Annotated in this window: 16 protein-coding genes and 1 riboswitch; of the genes, 7 read left to right on the forward strand and 9 right to left on the reverse strand. The window is 42.8% G+C overall.

What is annotated here, in order from left to right; translation table 11 throughout:
• Positions 1–30 precede the first annotated feature (30 nt).
• Together BHV72_RS11840 and BHV72_RS11845 are read right to left on the reverse strand one after the other, a co-directional pair.
• Complete coding sequence (locus BHV72_RS11840; protein WP_182316997.1) at positions 31–1,275, reverse strand: ABC transporter permease; 1,245 nt, start codon at positions 1,273–1,275, stop codon at positions 31–33.
• 3 nt (positions 1,276–1,278) lie between these two features.
• Positions 1,279–2,478 carry a pyridoxal phosphate-dependent aminotransferase gene (locus BHV72_RS11845; RefSeq protein ID WP_005677966.1) on the reverse strand — a complete coding sequence of 400 codons (1,200 nt, stop codon included), beginning with the start codon at positions 2,476–2,478 and terminating at the stop codon, positions 1,279–1,281.
• A 138-nt stretch (positions 2,479–2,616) separates the two neighbouring features.
• Here BHV72_RS11845 and BHV72_RS11850 point away from each other — a divergent pair, with 138 nt between their 5' ends.
• Together BHV72_RS11850 and BHV72_RS11855 are read left to right on the forward strand one after the other, a co-directional pair.
• Positions 2,617–3,852, forward strand: coding sequence for a hypothetical protein (locus BHV72_RS11850; protein WP_005677965.1), 1,236 nt, complete (start codon positions 2,617–2,619; stop codon positions 3,850–3,852).
• Positions 3,853–3,897: 45 nt separating this feature from the next.
• Positions 3,898–5,946, forward strand: coding sequence for a polysaccharide lyase family 8 super-sandwich domain-containing protein (locus tag BHV72_RS11855; RefSeq protein WP_122264431.1), 2,049 nt, complete (start codon positions 3,898–3,900; stop codon positions 5,944–5,946).
• A 4-nt stretch (positions 5,947–5,950) separates the two neighbouring features.
• On the opposite strand, the gene BHV72_RS11860 is transcribed toward BHV72_RS11855, so the two are convergent.
• The 4 genes from BHV72_RS11860 to BHV72_RS11875 all read right to left on the reverse strand — a co-directional run bounded on the left by BHV72_RS11860 (position 5,951) and on the right by BHV72_RS11875 (position 10,811).
• Positions 5,951–6,799: a histidinol-phosphatase gene (locus BHV72_RS11860; RefSeq protein ID WP_122264430.1), complete on the reverse strand. Its 849-nt coding sequence runs from the start codon at positions 6,797–6,799 to the stop codon at positions 5,951–5,953.
• 63 nt (positions 6,800–6,862) lie between these two features.
• Positions 6,863–8,731 carry an ABC-F family ATP-binding cassette domain-containing protein gene (locus BHV72_RS11865; protein ID WP_122264429.1) on the reverse strand — a complete coding sequence of 623 codons (1,869 nt, stop codon included), beginning with the start codon at positions 8,729–8,731 and terminating at the stop codon, positions 6,863–6,865.
• A gap of 28 nt (positions 8,732–8,759) precedes the next feature.
• Positions 8,760–9,566, reverse strand: coding sequence for a DUF3805 domain-containing protein (locus BHV72_RS11870; protein WP_286856087.1), 807 nt, complete (start codon positions 9,564–9,566; stop codon positions 8,760–8,762).
• 51 nt (positions 9,567–9,617) lie between these two features.
• A complete protein-coding gene (locus tag BHV72_RS11875; protein ID WP_122264427.1) occupies positions 9,618–10,811 on the reverse strand; it encodes a hypothetical protein in 1,194 nt (397 codons plus the stop codon).
• Between the two features lie 241 nt (positions 10,812–11,052).
• Between BHV72_RS11875 and phoB the strand changes: the two genes are divergently transcribed.
• Positions 11,053–11,742: a two-component system response regulator PhoB gene (phoB, locus tag BHV72_RS11880; RefSeq protein ID WP_005681463.1), complete on the forward strand. Its 690-nt coding sequence runs from the start codon at positions 11,053–11,055 to the stop codon at positions 11,740–11,742.
• A gap of 9 nt (positions 11,743–11,751) precedes the next feature.
• Positions 11,752–13,533, forward strand: coding sequence for a two-component system sensor histidine kinase PhoR (phoR, locus tag BHV72_RS11885; protein WP_022041833.1), 1,782 nt, complete (start codon positions 11,752–11,754; stop codon positions 13,531–13,533).
• A gap of 25 nt (positions 13,534–13,558) precedes the next feature.
• On the opposite strand, the gene BHV72_RS11890 is transcribed toward phoR, so the two are convergent.
• Genes BHV72_RS11890 through BHV72_RS11900 form a run of 3 tightly spaced genes read right to left on the reverse strand, consistent with a single transcriptional unit; the run spans position 13,559 to position 16,209 of the window.
• A complete protein-coding gene (locus BHV72_RS11890; RefSeq protein ID WP_022041832.1) occupies positions 13,559–14,671 on the reverse strand; it encodes a DUF4934 domain-containing protein in 1,113 nt (370 codons plus the stop codon).
• A gap of 37 nt (positions 14,672–14,708) precedes the next feature.
• Positions 14,709–15,821, reverse strand: coding sequence for a M56 family metallopeptidase (locus BHV72_RS11895; RefSeq protein ID WP_286856088.1), 1,113 nt, complete (start codon positions 15,819–15,821; stop codon positions 14,709–14,711).
• Positions 15,822–15,825: 4 nt separating this feature from the next.
• Entirely contained in the window at positions 15,826–16,209 is a 384-nt protein-coding gene (locus tag BHV72_RS11900) for a BlaI/MecI/CopY family transcriptional regulator (protein ID WP_022041830.1), read from the reverse strand.
• 758 nt (positions 16,210–16,967) lie between these two features.
• On the opposite strand from BHV72_RS11900, the gene BHV72_RS11905 reads away from it, so the two are divergent.
• The 3 genes from BHV72_RS11905 (at position 16,968) to BHV72_RS11915 (ending at position 22,369) form a co-directional block, all read left to right on the forward strand.
• On the forward strand, positions 16,968–17,906 hold the full coding sequence (locus BHV72_RS11905) for a DUF5106 domain-containing protein (protein ID WP_005677953.1): 939 nt from the start codon (positions 16,968–16,970) through the stop codon (positions 17,904–17,906).
• A gap of 34 nt (positions 17,907–17,940) precedes the next feature.
• Positions 17,941–18,147, forward strand: a riboswitch (cobalamin riboswitch).
• A gap of 183 nt (positions 18,148–18,330) precedes the next feature.
• A complete protein-coding gene (locus BHV72_RS11910; RefSeq protein ID WP_055256257.1) occupies positions 18,331–20,373 on the forward strand; it encodes a TonB-dependent receptor plug domain-containing protein in 2,043 nt (680 codons plus the stop codon).
• Positions 20,374–20,464: 91 nt separating this feature from the next.
• Positions 20,465–22,369, forward strand: coding sequence for a YncE family protein (locus BHV72_RS11915; RefSeq protein WP_286856089.1), 1,905 nt, complete (start codon positions 20,465–20,467; stop codon positions 22,367–22,369).
• Positions 22,370–22,395 lie beyond the last annotated feature (26 nt).

The raw sequence follows: 22,395 nt of genomic DNA on the forward strand, positions 1-22,395 counted from the left end.
AACCTGTTTACTTATATCCGGAAGGAAGACTTACTCATATCGCATAGAGTTTGCCGGATTGATTTTCGTTATCAGGAAAGAAGGACCGATCAACATCAGCACCGACGACAACAATGTACCGATATTAATCAAAAGAAAAAGCCAGATATTGAAAGAGACCGATACTGTATCGACATAATAACTTTCCGGGTCGAGTTTGAGAATTCCGAATTGAGATTGAATAAAGTAGAATGCCAGACCGATCACGTTTCCCCACAGCATTCCTTTTCCGATAAGAAAAACAGAGAACCAAAGAAACGTCTTACGAATAGTGAAATTGTCAGCTCCCAACGCTTTCAGGATTCCTATCATATTAGTACGTTCAATGATAATAATCAATAGACCGGAAATCATGGTAAATCCGGCAACCCCTATCATTAAGAACAAAATCACCCATACATTCATATCCAATAAGCCAAGCCATTCAAATATCTGGGGATTCAGTTGTTCAATATTCCGTACATAATATATGCCTCCAAACTTATCCCGCTGACTATCGGTATCAATAGCGATTTCATAAGTTACGTCTTCCAACTTATCATAATCACGAACCTGCAATTCCACTCCGCTCACCTGCTCCCTCTGCCAACCGTTCAAGCGGTTCACCAGATTGAGATCAGTCAATAAAAAAAGATTATCATACTCGGAGAAGTTAGTCTGATAGATTCCGACAATCGTCAAACGACGGGCACGAACCTCATCTTGTATATAATAGGTATAAATTTTATCTCCTAGCTTCAACTTCATCTTAGTAGCCAAAGCCTTGGAAATAAGCACCTGATTGGAAGATACAGAATCACTGAAAACGGGAATTTCTCCTTCGACCAGATATTCCTTCATAAAGCGGGAATCAAATTCCGGTCCAACACCCTTCAGCACCATTCCCTGAAAGGCGTCGTCTGTTTTTATCATTCCCGGTTTGGTAGAATAACGTTGTACATGACTCACTTCAGGATAATCGGAAAGGGCGGCAATCAAACTGTCGCCAGCAACAATCGGATGTGTCTCATAAGAATTGACCGCATCCAGATTCGTTATCTGGATATGCGAGCCAAATCCAATGACCTTATTTCTCACTTCACTTTTAAACCCGATCACTACCGCTACCGCTATAATCATTACAGCCAGTCCGATAGCAATACCCGCCATAGCAATGAGGACCGCAGGACGTGATACCTGCTTTCCGCCATCGCTTTCACGATAGATACGCCGGGCTATGAAAAGTGATAGAGACATCTTTTATTCCGTTCTTCCCGGATACGCCTCCAAAGCCTTTTGCAAGACAAAAAGCGCACGGGTCAAGTCTTCTTTTTTCAATACATAAGCAATACGAACCTCGTTGATACCGGAGCCCGGAGTGGTATAGAAACCGGAAGCCGGAGCCATAAAGACTGTCTGCCCTTCGTACTCGAAGTCTGAAAGACACCAGGCACAGAACTTATCCGAATCATCTACCGGAAGTTTCGCCACCGTGTAGAAAGCTCCCATAGGAATCGGAGAATAAACACCCGGAATGCGGTTCAATCCGTCAATGAGGCATTTACGACGTTCCACATATTCATCATAGGTCTCACGTGAATATTCTTCCGGAGCATCCAATGAAGCCTCGGCAGCAATCTGTCCGATCAAAGGGGGACTCAAACGAGCCTGACAGAACTTCATAACAGCGTCACGTATCTCTTTGTTCTTGGTAATCAGCGCACCGATACGGATTCCACATTCCGAATAACGTTTCGAAACGGAGTCAATCAGAACCACATTATTCTCGATGCCTTCCAAATGGCAGGCAGAAATATAGGGCGAACCGGTATAGATAAATTCGCGATATACTTCATCGGAGAAAAGGAATAAATCGTATTTCTTCACCAAGTCACGAATCTGATTCATCTCACGACGGGTATACAGATAACCGGTCGGATTGTTCGGATTACAAATCAGGATAGCTTTGGTACGTTCATTTATCAGTTCTTCAAATTTCTCCACTTTCGGAAGTGAGAAACCCTCTTCGATAGTCGTGGCGATAGTGCGGATCTTCGCTCCGGCAGAGATAGCAAATGCCATATAGTTGGCATAAGCCGGTTCCGGAACAATAATTTCATCCCCGGGATTCAGACAGGAAAGGAAAGAGAAAAGCACCGCCTCCGAACCACCCGATGTAATGATTATATCATCTGCTGTAAGATTGATATTGAACTTTGCATAATATCCTACTAATTTCTCGCGATAGCTACGATAACCTGCGCTGGGACTGTACTCCAGCACTTTGCGATCAATGTTGCGTATCGCGTCAATCGCGACCTGAGGCGTGGGCAGGTCAGGCTGTCCGATGTTCAGGTGAAATACATGAACTCCGCGTTGCTTGGCAGCGTCTGCCAAAGGAGCCAGTTTTCTGATAGGAGATGCAGGCATCTCGTTTCCGCGAATGGATATGGTTGGCATAATTTTAACTACATGTACGCAATAATTTGAATACAGAGACATAAAAACTTTAAAAACCTTAGCAAGGTTAAAAACGTTATGGGATTTTGAAAATAAAGCTATACATTTGTCATACGGAAAACTTAAAACAATATCATAATGACCATACACCTTATCTCATTTGCGTCACTACTTCATAAACAAGCCACGCTGCGCAGTTCGCATGAAGCGATTTTAAGCGAACTCGAAAAATATTATACTGTCAAGCTTGTCGATTATCAGGATATGGACAAGTTGACGAGTGATGATTTCAAGATTATTTTTATCGCTACCGGCGGAGTAGAAAGACTGGTCATCCAACATTTCGAACGACTTCCCCGCCCTGCCATTTTACTGGCCGACGGTATGCAAAACTCACTTGCAGCCGCTCTGGAGATATCTACATGGTTACGCGGAAGAGGAATGAAAAGCGAAATTCTTCACGGTGAATTACCGGCAATCATACAACGTGTACATATACTCTATAATAATTTCCGGGCACAACGTTCTTTATTCGGCAAACGCATCGGAGTTATCGGAACACCTTCATCCTGGTTGGTCGCCAGCAATGTTGACTATCTTCTGGCAAAACGCCGTTGGGGTATCGAATACATAGACATTCCATTGGAACGAATTTATGAACATTTTCAACAAATCACAGATGAACAGGTAGGTGCTTCCTGTGCCGCCGTTGCTTCACAAGCTCTTGCCTGCCGTGAAGGAACTCCCGAAGATTTAATCAAAGCGATGCGATTATATCGGGCTATTAAGAAAGTATGCGAAGAAGAAAAGTTGGAGGCGTTGACACTCAGTTGTTTCAAACTGATTGAGCAAATCGACACTACCGGTTGTCTGGCATTATCTTTGCTGAATGACGATGGCATAATGGCAGGTTGTGAAGGGGATCTTCAGTCGATATTTACTTTGCTGGCCGTGAAGTCATTAACCGGAAAAGACGGATTCATGGCGAATCCTTCCATGATTAATTCCCGCACCAACGAGCTTATATTGGCTCACTGTACCATAGGCCTTAAACAAACGGAAAGATACATTATCCGCAACCACTTCGAGACAGAAAAAGGTATTGCTATCCAAGGCTTACTTCCAACAGGAGACGTGACTATTATTAAATGTGGCGGCGAATGTCTGGATGAATATTACTTGTCCACGGGAACATTATCCGAAAACACGAATTATATCAATATGTGCCGTACACAGGTACGTATCCGTATGAATACTCCCGCCGAGTATTTCCTGAAGAATCCATTGGGCAATCATCATATTCTGATTCACGGAAATTACGAAGATGCATTGAATGAGTTTTTCCTGGCGAATGCCTGCAAACGGACAGAATAAATAAAATACAGAAAAGCAATCCGAAAACAGTCTAGAATAGAAAATATGAAAATCACACCCTCTTACCTTTATCTCTCGTTACTTCTTTGTCTATTAAGCTATGCACCGCTCGATGCACAAGAAGCGTTCAATGACTCAGTCGCCTTAATCAAAAGAAACTATATAAATGCCACTGTCGGCAAAGATAAAGGTAAGGAGGTGCTTCTTAGGCAATTATCAACAATCCCTCCAGAGAAGGAAGCTTCGGATCAGAATGTAATTGAGTTACAACAACTATATCCTATCTCCCCTAAAGAAATCAAACATTTAATAAATACTCTCCATACGGACGGTTCATGGGAAGATATCAACTACGCAGATACGAAACGTTCCGGGTGGGAACCGAAAAAACATACCGAACGGATATTGAAACTCACTAAATACCATTACCAGAAAAAGCAGATACTTAAACCGTCTGAAAGAGCCCGACTGACTAACGCCATTCATCAAGCAATGAATTTCTGGTTCAGTAGAAAACTGGTATGCAAAAATTGGTGGTATAATCAAATCGGCATTCCACGTACACTCGGGCCCGCATTCCTATTGTTCGAACAAGAAATGAGCGAACCGGAAAAACAAGGCGCAATCAAAGTAATGATGAATTCATCCTTCGGCATGACAGGACAGAACAAAGTTTGGTTGGCAGGTAATGTACTAATCAGAGCTTTATTGCAGAATGACTGGCAACTGGCAAAAGAAGCACGGAAAGTTATTGCCTCTGAAATAACTCTCGGACAAAAAGAAGGAATCAAAGCAGACTGGAGTTTTCACCAGCACGGGCCCCAACAACAGTTTGGCAATTACGGTCTGTCTTTTATATGCAATATGAGTTTCTATTCGGAACTATTTACCGGCACTACCCTTGCTTTTTCACAGGAACAACAAAGAATTCTCACCTCCCTGCTACTAGAAGGTTACCAATGGATTATCTGGAGGGGATATTGGGATGTAAATGCGCTTAACCGCCAACTATTCCGCAACGCAGATATTGACAAAGGATTTAGTTTACTATTTGCCGCACATTCATTAATGAAAAGCAGCGAACCGGAAGTTGCCGATCAAATAAAGAAAATGATTCTTCGAAATTCTTCTTTTTCACAAGTCCCCAACTCATTCACCGGAAACAAACATTTCCGGGAGTCGGACTATACCGTTCACCGTACTCCTACCTGGCTGGCTTCCGTACGTATGGCTTCCGAACGAGTAATCGGCACGGAACTGGTGAACGAGGATAACCTGAAAGGATATTACATGGCCGACGGTGCATTGTATACGTATGTGCATGGAGATGAATACCATAACATTTTTCCTTTTTGGAATTGGAGAAGAATCCCGGGGATTACTACTTATGAAAGCAATGCGCCTATTCCTAATCCCAATAAAACAGATGCGCGAAATCACAGTTCCTATGTAGGAGGAACGACTTACCAAAATACCGGAATTACTGCCATGCAGCTGAAACGTAACAAACTGGAGGCGAATAAAACCTGGATATTTACGGATAACTATGTATTATGTATGGGAAGCAACATCCATGCTGACAGCACAGCCACTATTATGACATCTATTGACCAACGGTTCAGCAAAGGCAAAGTATGGTCTGATGACAATAAACGGATTTTCCATGATAATACTGGATATATCATCTTGCAGGCGGACACTTGCATCACTCTGACCGAGAATAAAGAAGGACAATGGAAAGACTTTATGGGAATGTACAAACCCGAAATTCTAAAAAGTAAATTATTCTCAGTTTACTTAAAACACCGTAAAGATGCACCTGCATCTTATGTATATCTGACACTTCCAGCCACCACACAACAAAAAGTGCGCGATTTCGACAGTCGCTCCGTTCATATCATCCGCAATGACAAAAAAGCACAAGCGGCCATCATCAATGATCTATGTTACGCAAGTGTTTATCATCCTACCAATTTACTAATAGACAATGATAATCCGATTGCTATCTCAGAACCAGGCACTTATATCATTCATATAAAAAAGAAAGAAATCGTGTCTCACGAATCTTTTGCACTCCAACTTACAAATAAATAACCGGTCACCGAGGAACTGATATTCCCGTGTCCTCCCATTTTCTATCATGCCACTCTACTACCGAAGTGAAACCTACCTTCTTCAAAGCAGCCAGAGCTTCAGCACGAGCATTATTTATCCTTTCCGGATAGTGAGCATCACTATTGACCTGCACCCGAACACCTAATTCTTTCAAGAAAGTGAAATATCGTTCATTAGGATAGAATGTTCCCAGTTCATGATAAGCCTTGGTATTGATTTCTACAATATAGCCGTGTTCGGCAATGGCCGTGAAGTATCCGCGAACCAATGTATCATACCACGGTTCATCCAATAACCCCGGACGATAGCAGGAAGCATTGTAGTGCATCTTATCCGCATGACCTACAATATCAAATCCCCCTAATTCTACCATACGAAGCAGATTCTTATAATAAAGGTGAACCACATAATCCAAGTCACCATCGAAATGCTTGTCTATTAATTGACGGAAAGTATCTGCCGGAGTATCAATATCCACGATTTCCCGCTCCGGAGAATACAGCATGTGTACCGAACCGATCCGGTAATCAAGCGGCAAATCCTGAAAACGAGGCAAAGAAGGATTGCTGTCCTCATCCAGATAATCTATTTCAAGGCCGATTGCCAATTCTATTTTATCAGCATACTTTTCTTTGAGACGGGAGAATTCAGAAAGGTAATCATCCATCCGATCCCATTCCATTGTCCATGCAGTAGAGAACGGCAACGGGGCATGGGAAGAAATGCCATAGGAAGTAAAGCCTTCGCTGATAGCAAAGCGGATAAAATCTTCCATATTAGCCCGTCCATCGCAATACAGGCAATGACTATGATAATTGGTCAGGTTTGTCATAAAGGTTTATGTTATCAGGGGTATCTGGTTATCAGAATTTTCGGGTTTATTGTTATTCGGAATTCAACCTTCTATTTCGCTGAGTTCCAACCAGCGCATAGTCTTTTCATCAATCAGGTCATTCACTTCCGGCAATCGTTTTGACTTCTCGGTCAGTTCGTCCACAGAGAGCGTACCGCTGCACAGCTGTTCTTCAATCTGCGCCTTCTCCGTTTCCAGTTCGGCTATTTCTTTTTCCAGTTGTTCAAACTCACGTTTTTCTTTGAAGCTCATCTTCCGCTTATCATTCAGACGGACACGGGCCGTCTTCTCCTCCTGCGGTTTCTCAGCCTCTTTTTCCTGTTGCGCTTTCGCATCTTTCCAATCTCGGTAATCACTGTAATTTCCGGGAAAGTCACGGATATCTCCCTGTCCGTTGAATACCATTAAATGATCCACTACCTTATCCATAAAGTAACGGTCGTGTGACACCACAATGACACAACCTTTGAAGTTCTGAAGATATTCTTCGAGCACGTTCAAAGTTATAATATCCAGGTCGTTGGTAGGCTCGTCAAGCACCAGAAAGTTGGGATTACGCATCAGAACCGTGCAGAGATACAGACGGCGACGTTCACCTCCACTCAATTTATAAACGTAGCTATGCTGCGTTTCGGGAGTAAACAGGAAATGTTGAAGGAATTGGGATGCCGTCAGTTTCTTGCCGTTGCCCAGTTCTATGACCTCGGCAATATCCTGTACCACATCAATCACCTTCATCTGTTCGTCAAACTGGAGACCGTCCTGCGAATAATAACCGAAACGAACCGTTTCGCCGATATCCACCGTACCGCTATCAGGCTGTACCTGCCCCATGAGTATCTTGATAAATGTAGACTTTCCCGTTCCGTTGTTGCCTACAATTCCCATTTTCTCATAACGGGCAAAAATATAAGAGAAATCATCCAGAATCTTCAAGTCACCGAAACTCTTATAAAGATGATCGGCTTCGAATATCTTGCTGCCGATATAAGAGGCTTTTACTTCCAGTTTCACATTATCATTGCGGATATGTTGCTTCGCCACCTTTTCAAGTTCGTAGAAAGCATCTTCCCGATAACGGGCCTTATGTCCGCGTGCCTGCGGCATCCGGCGCATCCAGTCAAGTTCGGTACGATAGAGGTTATTGGCACGTTCTATCTCCACACTTTTTGCGTCGATGCGTTCCTGACGTTTTTCGAGGTAATAGCTATAATTCCCTTTATATTGATAAAGCTGCCGATTGTCTATTTCGATAATCTCCGAGCAGACACGGTCGAGGAAATAACGGTCGTGCGTCACCATGAGCAAGCTGAGATTGGTACGGCGGAGATATTCTTCGAGCCATTCGGTCATATCCAGATCAAGGTGGTTGGTAGGCTCATCAAGAATCAACAAGTCCGGTTCGGTAATCAGGGCGTTAGCCAAGGCGACACGTTTCAACTGTCCGCCGGAGAGCTGCTTCACTTTCTGGTCGAAGTTACGGATTTTGAGTTGGGAAAGGATTTGCTTGGCTTTCTGTTCATATTCCCATGCCTCCTCCTGGTCCATACGCACCAAAAGCTCATCCATCCCGGGATGTCCATCGGTTTCCATACAACGTTCGTACTCCTTTATCAGTTCCACGGTACTGTTGCCGTGATGAAAACAAGCCTCAAGGACGGTCAATTCTTCAGGATATTGCGGGTCTTGCTCCAGATAATCGACACGAAGGTCACGACGGAAAACTATATTTCCGTTATCATATCCTTCTTTGCCTGCGATGACATTCAACAAGGTTGTTTTTCCGGTACCGTTCTTGGCGATCAGTCCCACACGCTGGCCTTCGGCAATGCCAAAAGATATATTTTCAAAAAGAACCAAGTCGCCGAAGGACTTGGTCAGGTTGTCTACTTGTAAATAAGGTACTGCCACGTAGTTTAGTAATTAGTTAGGTAAGTGGTTAGTAATTAATAATCAAGGATTTATATTCTTCAATAACATTGCAAGGCTGCCCTGCTTTTACTTTGCTCCAAGCTATCTTCATCGGGTCGATAATCCGGTCCTTGTATTCAAGTACGGGAGCTTCACGGTTGCCGTCAATCAAGGTCTTCCATTCCATGCCTTCCACTTCGTTGGCCAGAATGGTGCATACCGTTATGCCGATTGCCAGCCATCCGTCCTTTTTCTTCGGTCCTATCTTGCCACTGTCAATCACCTGCTGAAGTTTTTCCAAGTCGTCTTCCACTCCCTGAAAATCTTTCTTCAGTTCCTCTTTCACGGTAGATACCACCCACTCGTAGCTTTCATTAATCTGATAAATCTCGGAGAGACGGACAGGAATAAGTTCCGCCGGATATTTCTCACCCTCCTTGCGAATCTCCAGAGTGGCGATAACCTCCTCTGCTTCCTTCACACTTCCGCCTTTGGGAACGGTAAACGAACATTCGAAAGCGATATTGCCGATACCGGTAATCCACAGGTGAGAAGTATAGTAGTTTCCTTCCTCCTGAAACATTTCCTTGCTATATGCACTCTCCAATGCCCCGACCTTCACCAATGAAGCCGATTCATTCTCTTTCAGTTCCTGCCGAACGGCATCCCTGCCGTAAGTAGCATTGCCTTTAAATGCAGATATACGAAAGTTTCCCGTCCATACATCGGGATTATAGAAAAGAAAAGAGCCTTCGCCGTCTTCAAACTCATTCCAGTCCGACGGATAGTTCATAGAAAACCATGCTCCGGGAGAGATAAATTTCTTGCCTTGCATCCTTTTTCATTAAAATGATTACTCGGGCAAAAATACGAAAAAAAGTGTTCACTACTTCCCTATCGGTTGTATTTTCCTGCGTACTTCTTTGGAAATCTCCAAAAACATATAATTCAGCTTTCCGGAATGGATACCTTCTTCGTTCTCTTTGTACTTCTTGTTGGCATATTGTTTGGATTTCTCGAAGGTGAGCAGAGACATTTCGTTCTGTGATTTACCTACCATGGTGGAATCCAGTTGCTCGTCGGGGAAGAAATCATCCAAGTCAACATCCCCAATCATTGTTGTTTCAAGGAAGTTCATGTCTTTATGGGAGTTGTCGGTATAATACCCCACGAACATGTGTCCCGGAGTACGTACCAGAATCGGGTCTATATTGATAGAACGAAGCAACGACGCAAACAACACACTACCGTCCACACAGTTGATTTGTGAAGAGTCCAGTGCATCATCAAACGTGCGGACCCGTTGCGAGAAAACAACATTGCTCGACAGGCTGGTATTGGAAACCGAACTGTAACGGAATTTGCGTTTCTGCAAGATGTTCCAAAGAGCATAGACTTGCTTGTCTACCACACCTTTCGCCTGACTCTGGTATCCCAGAAAACGATTCACGATACGGGTATTCAACGCTTCGCGAAGCAATTGGTCAATCATAGGATTTTCTTCATTGACATAGGCGGCAAAGAAGATACTGGTATCATAAAATTTTGTTCCGTTTGCCACATATCCCAACAGACACTCGTTGATGCTGCGTACTGAAAAAGTACGCACCCGCTGGCCTAAGTCGTCTCCGTTCATTTCCACCTTCACGGCTACGCTGACCGGCTCGGCTTGAACATTATTTTTCAATGCTTCATAATTCCAGATTATATCAGGATAAATGGTATACTCAGTCCGCGGTTTATTGAGAACGAACTCCGACACGGAACGGGAGAAGAAAGGCGTCTCCGCCACCTCGATACGCACACGGCTATAAGCGGTTCTTGATTTCACCCGCACGGCAATACATGACTTCGGATTTCCCAGATACATAGAGTCCGAAGGCGTGATTACTTGCGCATCCGTGGTGGCTACCGACAGTATGGCGGAAGGAAAGATATTCCCTCCCAGATCATCAACAATCTCGAAACCGGAATTGAAAGAGGTGTATTTAAAAACGGAAATCCCTCCTATCAGAAGGAAAAGGACGATGATCGCCCCTACCACTTCGCGCCTGTGATTTTTCAAGTCAAATTTTATCATTGCTTGCAAGTTGTATTTTAATCTATTGCTATTCTATTTCTCTAACAAAGATAACAAATAACAAACGTTTTTTCCTCCCCCGGCCAATAAAAACTATTAAATTTCGTCCGAACAGCCGTATTCCGCCGAATGTAATACGATTGTAATATTTGTTTCATCCGCCCGTAACAAAGTCTCCTCATCTTTGTCCCGAAATAAAAAAAAGACTAACTTTGTCATATCACATTAATACATATATCTTATGAACGAAACCCGTATTTTAGTTGTCGACGATGAAGAAGACCTCTGTGAGATTCTGAAATTCAATCTTGAAAACGAAGGTTATGAAGTGGATACCGCCAATTCTGCCGAAGAAGCGCTAAAAATGGACATCAGCAGTTATCACCTGATTCTCCTCGATGTAATGATGGGAGAAATCTCCGGCTTCAAAATGGCGAATATGTTGAAAAAAGACAAGAAAACAGCTAAAGTGCCCATTATCTTTATCACGGCCAAAGATACGGAAAACGATACGGTCACAGGCTTTAACCTGGGAGCGGATGATTATATTTCCAAGCCTTTCTCCCTGCGTGAAGTGATCGCACGTGTGAAGGCCGTACTCCGGCGTACCGCAACAGCGGAAACGGAAAGAGCCCCCGAACGGCTCGTCTATCAGTCATTGGTCATTGATATTACCAAGAAAAAGGTTAGTATCGACGGCGAAGAAGTGCAGCTTACTAAAAAAGAATTTGAAATATTGCTTCTATTGGTACAGAACAAAGGACGTGTATTTTCACGCGAAGATATCCTCACCCGCATCTGGAGCGATGAAGTTTACGTGCTCGACCGTACTATCGATGTAAATATCACCCGCTTGCGGAAAAAGATAGGCGAATACGGCAAATGCATTGTCACCCGCCTCGGATACGGATACTGTTTCGAAGCAGAATAATTATTGATTATGAACCTACCTGTCAATCAAAAACATTTCCTCTCTTTCAGCCGGAAACTCTTTCTTTCGGTCATTTCGTTGTTCCTGGTATTCGCAATCTGTTTCATCGCCTATCAGTACCAACGGGAAAGGGAATATAAAGTCGAACTGCTGAATACACAGTTACAAGACTATAACAGCCGGCTGTACGAACAACTGAACGATAGTCCGGCTATCGAAGAAACTACCGACAAATATATCCGTGACCATGCATTGAAGGATTTGCGTGTGACGCTGATTGATTTGCAGGGAAATGTCATTTATGACAGTTATAAGACGCAAGAAATAAAACACGAAAACCACCGCGACCGTCCCGAAGTGCAGAGAGCCTTGAAAGAAGGAAACGGATTCGATGTACGCCGTACTTCCGAAACCACCGGACTTCCTTATTTTTACTCCGCCACACGCTACGGGGATTATATTGTCCGGTCGGCGTTGCCGTATAATGTCAGCTTAATCAATAACCTGAAAGCAGACCCGCATTACCTGTGGTTCACCGTGATTGTTTCTTTATTGCTGATGATTATTTTCTATAAATTCACCAATAAGCTGGGAACTTCGATCAGCCAACTCCGCGAGTTTGCCATGCGTGCCGACCGGAATGAGCCTATCGAAATGGCGATGCAGTCAGCCTTTCCGCACAACGAACTGGGAGAAATTTCACAGCATATCATTCAGATCTACAAACGTCTGCACGAAACGAAAGAAGCACTCTATATCGAACGTGAAAAACTGATTACCCATCTTCAGATTTCGCACGAGGGACTAGGGATATTCACGAAAGACAAAAAGGAGATTCTGGTCAACAATCTCTTTACCCAATACAGCAATCTGATTTCCGACTCTAACCTGGAAACGACGGAAGAGGTCTTTGCAATCAGTGAGCTGAAAGAGATTATCCATTTTATAAACAAGAACCAGCAACAACGTTCGCTCAGTAAAGATGAGAAGCGGATGTCTATTACTATTAATAAGAACGGACGGACATTTATCGTAGAATGTATTATCTTCCAAGATGCCAGTTTCGAGATTTCTATCAACGATGTCACTCAGGAAGAAGAACAGGTGCGCCTGAAACGCCAACTGACGCAGAACATTGCCCACGAATTGAAAACACCTGTCAGCAGTATCCAAGGGTATCTGGAAACAATCGTCAACAATGATAATATTTCACGGGAGAAAATGAACACTTTCCTTGAACGTTGTTATGCACAAAGTAATCGTCTGAGCCGGCTGTTGCGTGACATATCTGTATTGACGCGCATGGACGAAGCCGCCAACATGATCGACATGGAACGGGTGGACATCAGTGTATTGGTAGGTAACATCATCAACGAAGTTGCTTTGGAATTGGAAGAAAAACATATCACTATCATCGACTCATTAAAGAAGGGAATACAGATCAAGGGTAATTACTCCCTGCTCTACTCCATTTTCCGCAATTTAATGGATAATGCGATTGCTTACGCCGGAACGAATATTCAAATCAACATCAACTGTTTCCGTGAGGACGAGAACTTCTACTATTTCAGTTTCTCCGATACGGGCGTAGGCGTACCGGCCGAACACCTGAACCGTTTATTCGAGCGTTTCTACCGGGTAGATAAAGGTCGCTCACGCAAACTGGGCGGTACCGGTTTGGGGCTGGCTATCGTAAAAAATGCCGTGATTATTCATGGCGGCAATATCTCCGCCAAAAGCAGTCAAAGCGGTGGACTGGAATTCGTGTTTACACTGGGGAAAGAGAAGTAATCTTTCTCCAGTATAAACACACATATTACTTCAGCGTAACTGCAACCACCACAGGATTATCATCCTCCTTTATATTTTTTGCCAATTCATCCAACTCCTTTTTCCTCTCAGGCAGTAAACTTTCCGAACAACGTTTCTCCTTCAATATCCCTATGGGAAAATAAGTCATGATCAAATGTTTGTCATCGCTCGTCCACGCCGGATGAATGTCATAGCCACCCGCTAAATTATCTTTTATCACTATATTAGTAAAGGTACCTTTCGCCTTATCATATATTCCTAACCGCGAGATTTCTCTCATACCATAATTGACAAACAGATATTTATCAGTCTCTTTCACCCAATAAACGGACAAGAATTGAAATCTCTTATTCGGATCAGCTTCGTTAACCGAAACGTCGATGTCCTTCCCCGAACAATCAAACTTATATGCCAGTTGACGCTTTTTGGGAGATACCATTTTATATATTACATTCTCCAATGCTGGTTTAAAGTATAACTGGCTGGCATAATGATACATGAAATCCCGAGAAGTCAGAATCAAACCATACTTCTTATTATCCTCCAAAAGTCCGCGCCACTTACCAGCCGTCTTCCCGGTCCGGCTATCTATCAAATAAAGTTGGACAGGATTTTGTTTATCAGCGAAATACATATCATTGCTATACAGGAGATGATTTTCATCAAACAGCCCCGCCGCCCCCATATTCTGCTTAGGTGCAGGGACACTTCGCACAAACTTTCCGTCAAAAGTGTAGCAGGTCATTGAGGTCCAGTTCTGCACATACAACAGCTTGTTCTTCCAGTCACCAAAAGCAAATAATCCTTGCAAATATTCCTCAGGCCCCTGCCCTTTTCTTCCTATCCTATTCAGAAATTTTCCTTCTTTATTGAAATGGAAGATACCGCTTGTTATAATGTCCTCACCTGTATATTGCATGATGTAAAACTCATTGTTTATCAAGCAATCATCAGTCGTTTCAAGTGGAATGTACTTAATATCGGCTGCCAGTTCACTCAACATCATTTCTTTTGGAGACTTGCCGATAGTACGTGCCAGATTAATGACGATTGGCTTCTGAGCTGAAATATCAAGATAACAACTCAAACATAGAAAAAGAATCAGGTATGCTCTCATAGTGTTCAAAATTTTGTTTGCAAAAAATATTATTATTTTAATGATTTAACTGTACATTTATAGTGGTTTTACAATCCTTTATTTCACGATTGCCGATGCAGACCTTTCGGCTTTGGTATCCAGACATCTGAATATGGATCGTGTCATTCTTTCCAATCGTCACTACATAACGGCCATCTGCATCACTGATCGTTCCTATGCCTTTTTCCGGGCAAAGTACAGATGCAGCAATCACATGATTGCCTTCTTCATCAGTAACTATTCCCGTCACCGTTACCTCCCGCTCCGCCTCAGATATAACATCCCGTGGTTCGGCAAATGCCCAGGCATAAAGAGCCAGCAAAGGCAAAAGACACACCAACCAACACTTGTGAACCGTTAATGAAGAAGGCTTTTTCAACATGGAGAGCCGCATCAGTCTGGTGGAATATGCAAAAGGATTCACCAGACTTTTCATGCTGCCATACAGCCAATAACGGGTAAGTGTATCCTTATAAACATCCATCCCTGACACATGGCTTGCAGCCCTATCTGCCAAAAACTCATGATTCTCTATCATATCGCGCTTATAAAACCACGCAAAAGGATTGAACCACTGAATTATACAGAAAATATCTCCCAAGAACAAGTCTATATAATGATGTTGCCGGACATGAGTCTTCTCATGGGAGAGAATCACCTGCGTATCAGCTTCATTCATCCCTTGAGGAAGCACAATATAATGAAGAAAAGAAAAGGAAGATGATGCAGCCGCAGATTCTACTAATGTAAAACCTGAGACGGTAGTTTTGATACCTTTACTTATATGTGTCAGCAACCGGAAAATACTCCAGCCACGTGATAGTGTAAGGAACATAATCCCTGAAAAATAGACAAAAGTGATTATCCTTCCGATATCGGCAACTTCATTTACCTTCATTTTTATAATTATGGCATTCCCTATTTGGAAAGTCTCCTCCGGCAAAACTACCGAATCGATTGCCACAGTCCGGTAATAGATAGGAATGAAAGGTAATACCAGCGCCAACACAATCCCCCCAATCAAGGAAAAGCGATTGAACAGGAAAAAGGTATTCCCACGCATTGTCCAATGATACAAACTATACAAAAGAGTAGTTAGCACGGACAATTTCAGAAGTAACATCCACATCGTTTTACTCCTTTCCTTTTTCTTCTTCCAACTTTTGCTTGGCTTCTGCAAGAAGTACGTCCAGTTCATCCACCGTCAAATTACTTTCTTTAGCAAAAAAGGAAGTCAACGATGCAAAAGAATTATCAAAGTAACGACTGATAAATCCGAATAGTTGCTTGCGCGAATATTCTTCTTTCTTGATGAGCGAATAATATATGTAGCCGCGTCCCGAACCCGGCTTATGCCCCACGATTCCTTTATTCTCAAGAATACGAATGATTGTAGATACCGTGGTACGGGAAGGCCTTCCCGTTTCTTCCATACATGAAAGGATGTCCTGCACAGTAGCTTCTCCTAATTTCCATAGATAGTGCAGAATCTGTTCTTCAGCCTTTGTCAGTTCCATTATTTACAAGATTTTAAATTGAATCAAATGTATGACTATTTTTTTAGTCGTTATTATTTAATGGCAAAAAACAGATATATATTAACTATAATTCAACCAAACAAACATCTTTTAATTCATCAGCCAAAATGCCGGAACTTTGTAGTGAGGAAGTAAATCACTTCTATCACCTCATTCGAGCCTGCTTACACGTTCCGAAAAAATTACCGGAGAAAGACTTCAATTATTATTACCATAAAAATACAAATCTCGAGACTTAGAATAAGCGTTATATAAAAAAACGAACATTCCACTACATAAACGTTCTTATCGTTATTAATAAATTCAATGATCGTTTATTATAAACGTCCCCTCCGTTTATTATAAACTTTAAAATAAAAATTCATAGAAAAACATCCGAAATAATACAACAAAAAAGGCTGCGAACCTTATAAAATTCGCAGCCTTTAGCCAGTATTGATCGCCCTTCCCCTCATCAAAAAAGGAGAAGACAATCTATATTTGTTGTAAAATTACACCACTTTCTACTTTTATTCCATACTTTTTCATTCTTCTGTTATTGATTTCACGTTCTCTGTCTACAAATATACAACATAAAAAAGCATTTGTCAAGTCCCTCCGACGAAATTATAGTTAACTGATAACTTCAAATAATATCCTGCCGAACAAAAAAAGAAGAATGTTTTGAATAAAATAAAAAGGGAGTTATCTTTGCCTGCAACTTGAAAAATAATCAGATAAATGTAGAACAGCAAGTCATGAAAACAAACTTAAATATCCTTCCCATTCTCTGCTTCCTCCTCCTTTGGTCCTGCAAAAGCGGGAATGCTTCAAGCCAGACTAAAAACGAAGTGTCACAGGACACTATCAAGACTTTCACGCTGCCCGCTATCCCTCAAATAATGGTAGCACCGGAACAACGTGCCGAGTTCTTAGTAAAGCACTACTGGGATAATGTGAACTTCGCCGACACCAACTACATTCATCATCCGGAAATAACCGAACAGGCGTGGGTGGATTACTGCGACATTCTGAATCATGTCCCCCTCAAAACCGCACAGGAAGCTATACGCAAAACGATCGACCGCACAAACGTAGACAAGAAAGTATTCGCCTACATCACCGATTTAGCGGATAAATACTTATATGACCCCAACTCTCCGATGCGTAACGAGGAATTTTATATTCCCGTATTGGAAGCAATGGCAGCCTCTCCCGTATTGGAAGAGATAGAAAAAGTACGCCCCAAGGCACGGTTGGAATTAGCTCAAAAGAACCGCATAGGCACCAAAGCTATAAACTTCACCTATACCCTTGCTTCCGGCGCTCAAGGCTCCCTCTATCAGCTTAATGCCGATTATCTTCTGCTATTTATCAATAATCCCGGTTGCCACGCTTGTACGGAGACAATCGAAGGTTTAAAGCAAGCCCCTATCATCAGCCAACTCATAAAGGAGAAGAAGCTGATCGTCCTTTCTATCTACCCCGATGAAGAGTTGGATGACTGGCGCAAACATCTGAATGAATTTCCCAAAGAATGGATTAACGGATATGATAAGAAATTCACAATCAAAGAGAAACAACTGTATGACCTGAAAGCGATCCCTACTTTATACCTATTAAATAAAGAGAAAACCGTATTGTTGAAAGATGCTACCACACAAGCGATTGAAGAATACCTGATGATACATCAATAATCTTCTTCTTTCTTGCATAAAACAAATAAACTATCTATCTTTGTCGCGCATCGGTTTGCAACTCTCACATACGAGGGAAGCGATTAAAAGGGAATCAGGTGTAAATCCTGAACAGTCCCGCTGCTGTAAGTTCCACACATTACGTTGCGAGCAACCTACTTTTAGCCACTGGAAAGAAACTTCCGGGAAGGCGCCCGCAACAGGAACAAGTCAGAAGACCTGCCGTGCAACCAATTTCACTGCTTTCGAGGAAAAAGCGTTGAGTCTAATGAACCGGACAATTCGTCTATCATTTCATTCATCACTCTGATTCAGAGAAAGTATGTTTAAATTAATAAACTCTGCCAAAGTTTATTTAGCGTGTCCGGTCGAAGGGATTTCGCCCGGACACTTTTAAAATGTGAAAACAGCCAGAAAATCAAGGATGAGATATGTGACGTTTTATATGAGTATCTGTGCAGCATTCTGCTGCCAATTTCTATCCATACCGCTTTTTGCACAACAGCAGAAAGTGGATACAATGCATACCTATTTTATTCCGGAGGTTACCGTTTCTGATATTTACCAGACCCGTGAGGTCCGTTCTACTGCACCTCTACAACTATTTTCCAAAGAAGCCCTGAAGAATCTGCACGCCTTGCAAGTGTCCGATGCGGTGAAGCATTTTGCCGGTGTGACTGTAAAAGACTACGGAGGCATAGGAGGTCTGAAAACTGTCTCCATACGCAGTTTGGGAGCACAGCACACCGCCGTAGGCTATGACGGAATTGCCATAACGGACTGTCAGACGGGACAGATCGACATCGGCCGTTTCTCACTTGATAATGTAGATCAACTTTCGTTGAGCAACGGGCAGAGTGACAATATCTTCCAACCGGCACGTTTCTTCGCTTCTGCAGGAATATTGGACATACAGACGCTCACTCCCCGCTTTGAGAAAGGGAAACGAACTAATATAAGCGCAGCTTTCAAAACCGGTTCGTGGGGACTTGTCAATCCCTCTATCTTATTGGAACAACAACTCAGCCCCCAATGGACAGTTTCGGCGAACGGTGAATGGATGTCGTCAGACGGACAATATCCGTACACGCTACGTTATGGAAACGCAGCAGACGACCTGACTTCACGTGAAAAACGGAAGAACACGGATGTCGAAACGTTCCGTGCCGAAGCCGGGCTTTACGGCAACTTCTCCGACAAAGAGCAATGGCGGCTAAAAGCTTACTACTTCCAGTCTTCCAGGGGATTGCCGAAAGCGACCACGCTATATAACGACTTTTCCGCACAGCACCTCTGGGACAAAAATACATTTATACAAAGCCAATATAAAAAGGAACTCAGCCGGCAATGGGTATTCCGGACTTCTGCCAAATGGAACTGGAGTTACCAGCATTATCTGGACCCTGCTATCAAAAACAATGAAGGCAAAACAGAGAACAGCTATTACCAGCAGGAATACTATCTTTCCGCCTCCGTGTTATACAGGCTGCTGAACAATCTTTCGTTTTCATTGTCTACCGACGGCAGTATCAACACGATGAATGCCAACATGGCAGACTTTGCACATCCCACACGCTATTCGTGGTTGACAGCCATTGCCGGAAAATACGTCAACGAATGGTTCACTCTATCTGTTTCCGCCTTGGCAACCGTTATCAACGAGCAGGCCGACAAGGGAGGAAGCGCAGGCAATCACCGCAAATTAACTCCTTACGTCAGCGCCACATTCAAGCCTTTCCGGAATGAAGAATTTCGTGTCCGTTTCTTCTACAAAGATATTTTCCGTTTGCCTAGTTTCAATGATTTATATTATCAGGAAGTGGGTAACAGCAAATTGAAACCCGAAAATGCCCGTCAATACAATATCGGTTTGACGTATAGCAGAAATGTATGTACATTCCTGCCCTACCTGTCGGCAACCGTTGACGCATATTATAACAAAGTGACGGACAAAATCATTGCTTACCCGACCAAGAACCTTGCTGTGTGGAGCATGAGGAATTTGGGCAGTGTAGAGATCAAAGGTATTGACGCCACAGGAAGCCTATCGCTCCAACCCTGGGAAAGTATCCGTATCAATTTTTCCGGGAACTATACTTATCAACGGGCATTAGATGTCACAACTCCGGACGCCAGCTCGAACAAATCGACTTATAAACATCAGATAGCCTACACCCCCCGTGTCTCCGCTTCGGGACAAGCGGGCATCGAAACACCCTGGATAGATTTATCTTATTCGTTCCTCTTTTCGGGAAAACGTTATGCGTTGGGACAGAACATTCCCGAAAACCGGTTGGCCAGTTACAGCGACCACAGTATTTCAGCCGGCCGAGACTTCCGGATAAGAAAAGTTACAACGTCTCTTAGCGTAGAGGTTTTGAATCTGCTGGATAAAAATTACGAGATTGTTCAGTTCTTCCCCATGCCCGGCCGTTCAGTCAGGGCAACGTTGAAGATAAGATATTAATATTAAAAGGATATTATGGACGTGAAAAGGAAATTGACATATATTCTGGTTCTGTCTGCCGCTGCTATTATTACTCAACGCTTGCGATGATATGGAGGACAAGCCCTTCACCTCATCGGACATCACAGGTGACCCGACAGAGACGGATACAGCCGAACTCTATGCGTTGTGCGAAGGATTGTTCAATCAGAATAACAGTTCGCTGATGCGTTTTTCTTTCAATAACCAGCGAATGGTACGCAATTATTTCAAGACGATCAATCACCGGGGACTGGGAGATACGGCTAATGATCTGGCAATTTACGGTAGCAAGATATATATTGTAGCCAACGTTTCCAGTACGATAGAAATAGTGGATTTCCAAACGGGAAACTCGCTGAAACAGATTCAAATGCTGACAGAGAACGGAAATCCCCGGGAACCGCGATACATTGCTTTTCATAAAGAAAAAGCCTATGTCTGTTCTTATGACGGTACGGTAGCACGTATTGACACGGCTTCGCTTACCATAGACGCTATGACAACAGTGGGACGTAATCCTGACGGAATTTGTGTACAGGATGACAAGTTATATGTTTCCAACTCCGGCGGATTGGACCATGCGTCGGGATTGGGGGTAGACAATACAGTGTCCGTGGTTGACATCGCTACATTCAAGGAAACCGATAAAATTATCGTAGGTCCGAATCCGGGAAAGATCATTGCCGATACGAAAGAAAAAGTCGTTTATGTAGCCACCCGTGGCGAAGATGTAGAAGCCGGAGATTATAATTTCGCAAAAATAGACTGCCGGACAAAGGTAGTCACCCACTATAATGAGAGAGTACAAAACTTTGCTATTGACGGAGAGATTGCTTATCTATATAACTATAATTACAGTACACAAACCGCTTCTATCAAGACATTCAATCTAAAAACAGGAGAAACTGTCCGTGAAAATTTCATTACGGACGGAACCAATATCAGCACTCCTTATGGAATCAATGTCAATCCCTACAGTGGGAATATATATATCACAGACGCTTATGACTACACCGTATATGGAGATTTGCTTTGTTTCAACCAACAAGGACAACTCTTGTTCCGCCTGAATAATATCGGACTGAATCCAAATACAATCGTATTCAGCGACAAGGCTTCCCGAAGCGATATTGATGATACCGGAGAAACAGAAAATTCATTGGCTTTTGCCAATAAGGTATGGGAGTACAGGCCGGCTCCGGGACAATTTATCAATACTACTACATCTGCCTATAAAAATGGATTTATCTATGATGATATACTGAAAGAAGCAACCCGCAAAATACGACAAAAATCAATCATCACTTTAGGAGGATTCGGCGGTTACATTGTTCTGGGTTTCCCGCAATCAATCCCGAACGTAGAAGGAGAGTATGATTTCAAGATAAAAGGAAATGCTTATTACAATCTGAAAACAGAAACAGGAAAATTAGGGGGAAGCGCCGAACCGGGTATCGTATTTGTATCTAAAGATGTAAATGGCAATGGAGAACCCGATGATGAGTGGTATGAGCTGGCCGGAAGCGAATACGGGAAAGATACGGAGACACGTGGATATGAGATCACTTATTATCGACCGGAACCGGCAAACCAGAATGTCTCTTGGAAAGACAATCAAGGAAACGAAGGTGAAATCCTCCGGAACAGCTTTCATAACCAAGAGTCCTATTATCCTGTATGGATACAGGAAAATGAAATAACATTCCGGGGAACACGCTTAAAGGACAATGCTGTTCCGGAAAATGGATTATGGGTAGGATATTGCTATCCGTGGGGATATGCCGACAATCATCGCAATGATAAAGAAGGCAGTAATTTTAAAATAGACTGGGCAATAGACAGCAATGGAGAATCCATCGTTTTGGATTGTATAGACTTTGTGAAAATCATGACTGCCGTCAATCAAGACGCAGGGCAAATGGGAGAAATATCGACAGAAGTAACAACTGTCGAAAACCTGCATTTCAAGAATTAATCAATAAAACAATTAATAACTAAAAA

Origin of the sequence: Bacteroides sp. 43_46 (assembly GCF_001915455.1) — a bacterium.
In the GTDB taxonomy this organism is placed as follows: Bacteria; Bacteroidota; Bacteroidia; order Bacteroidales; family Bacteroidaceae; genus Bacteroides; species Bacteroides caccae.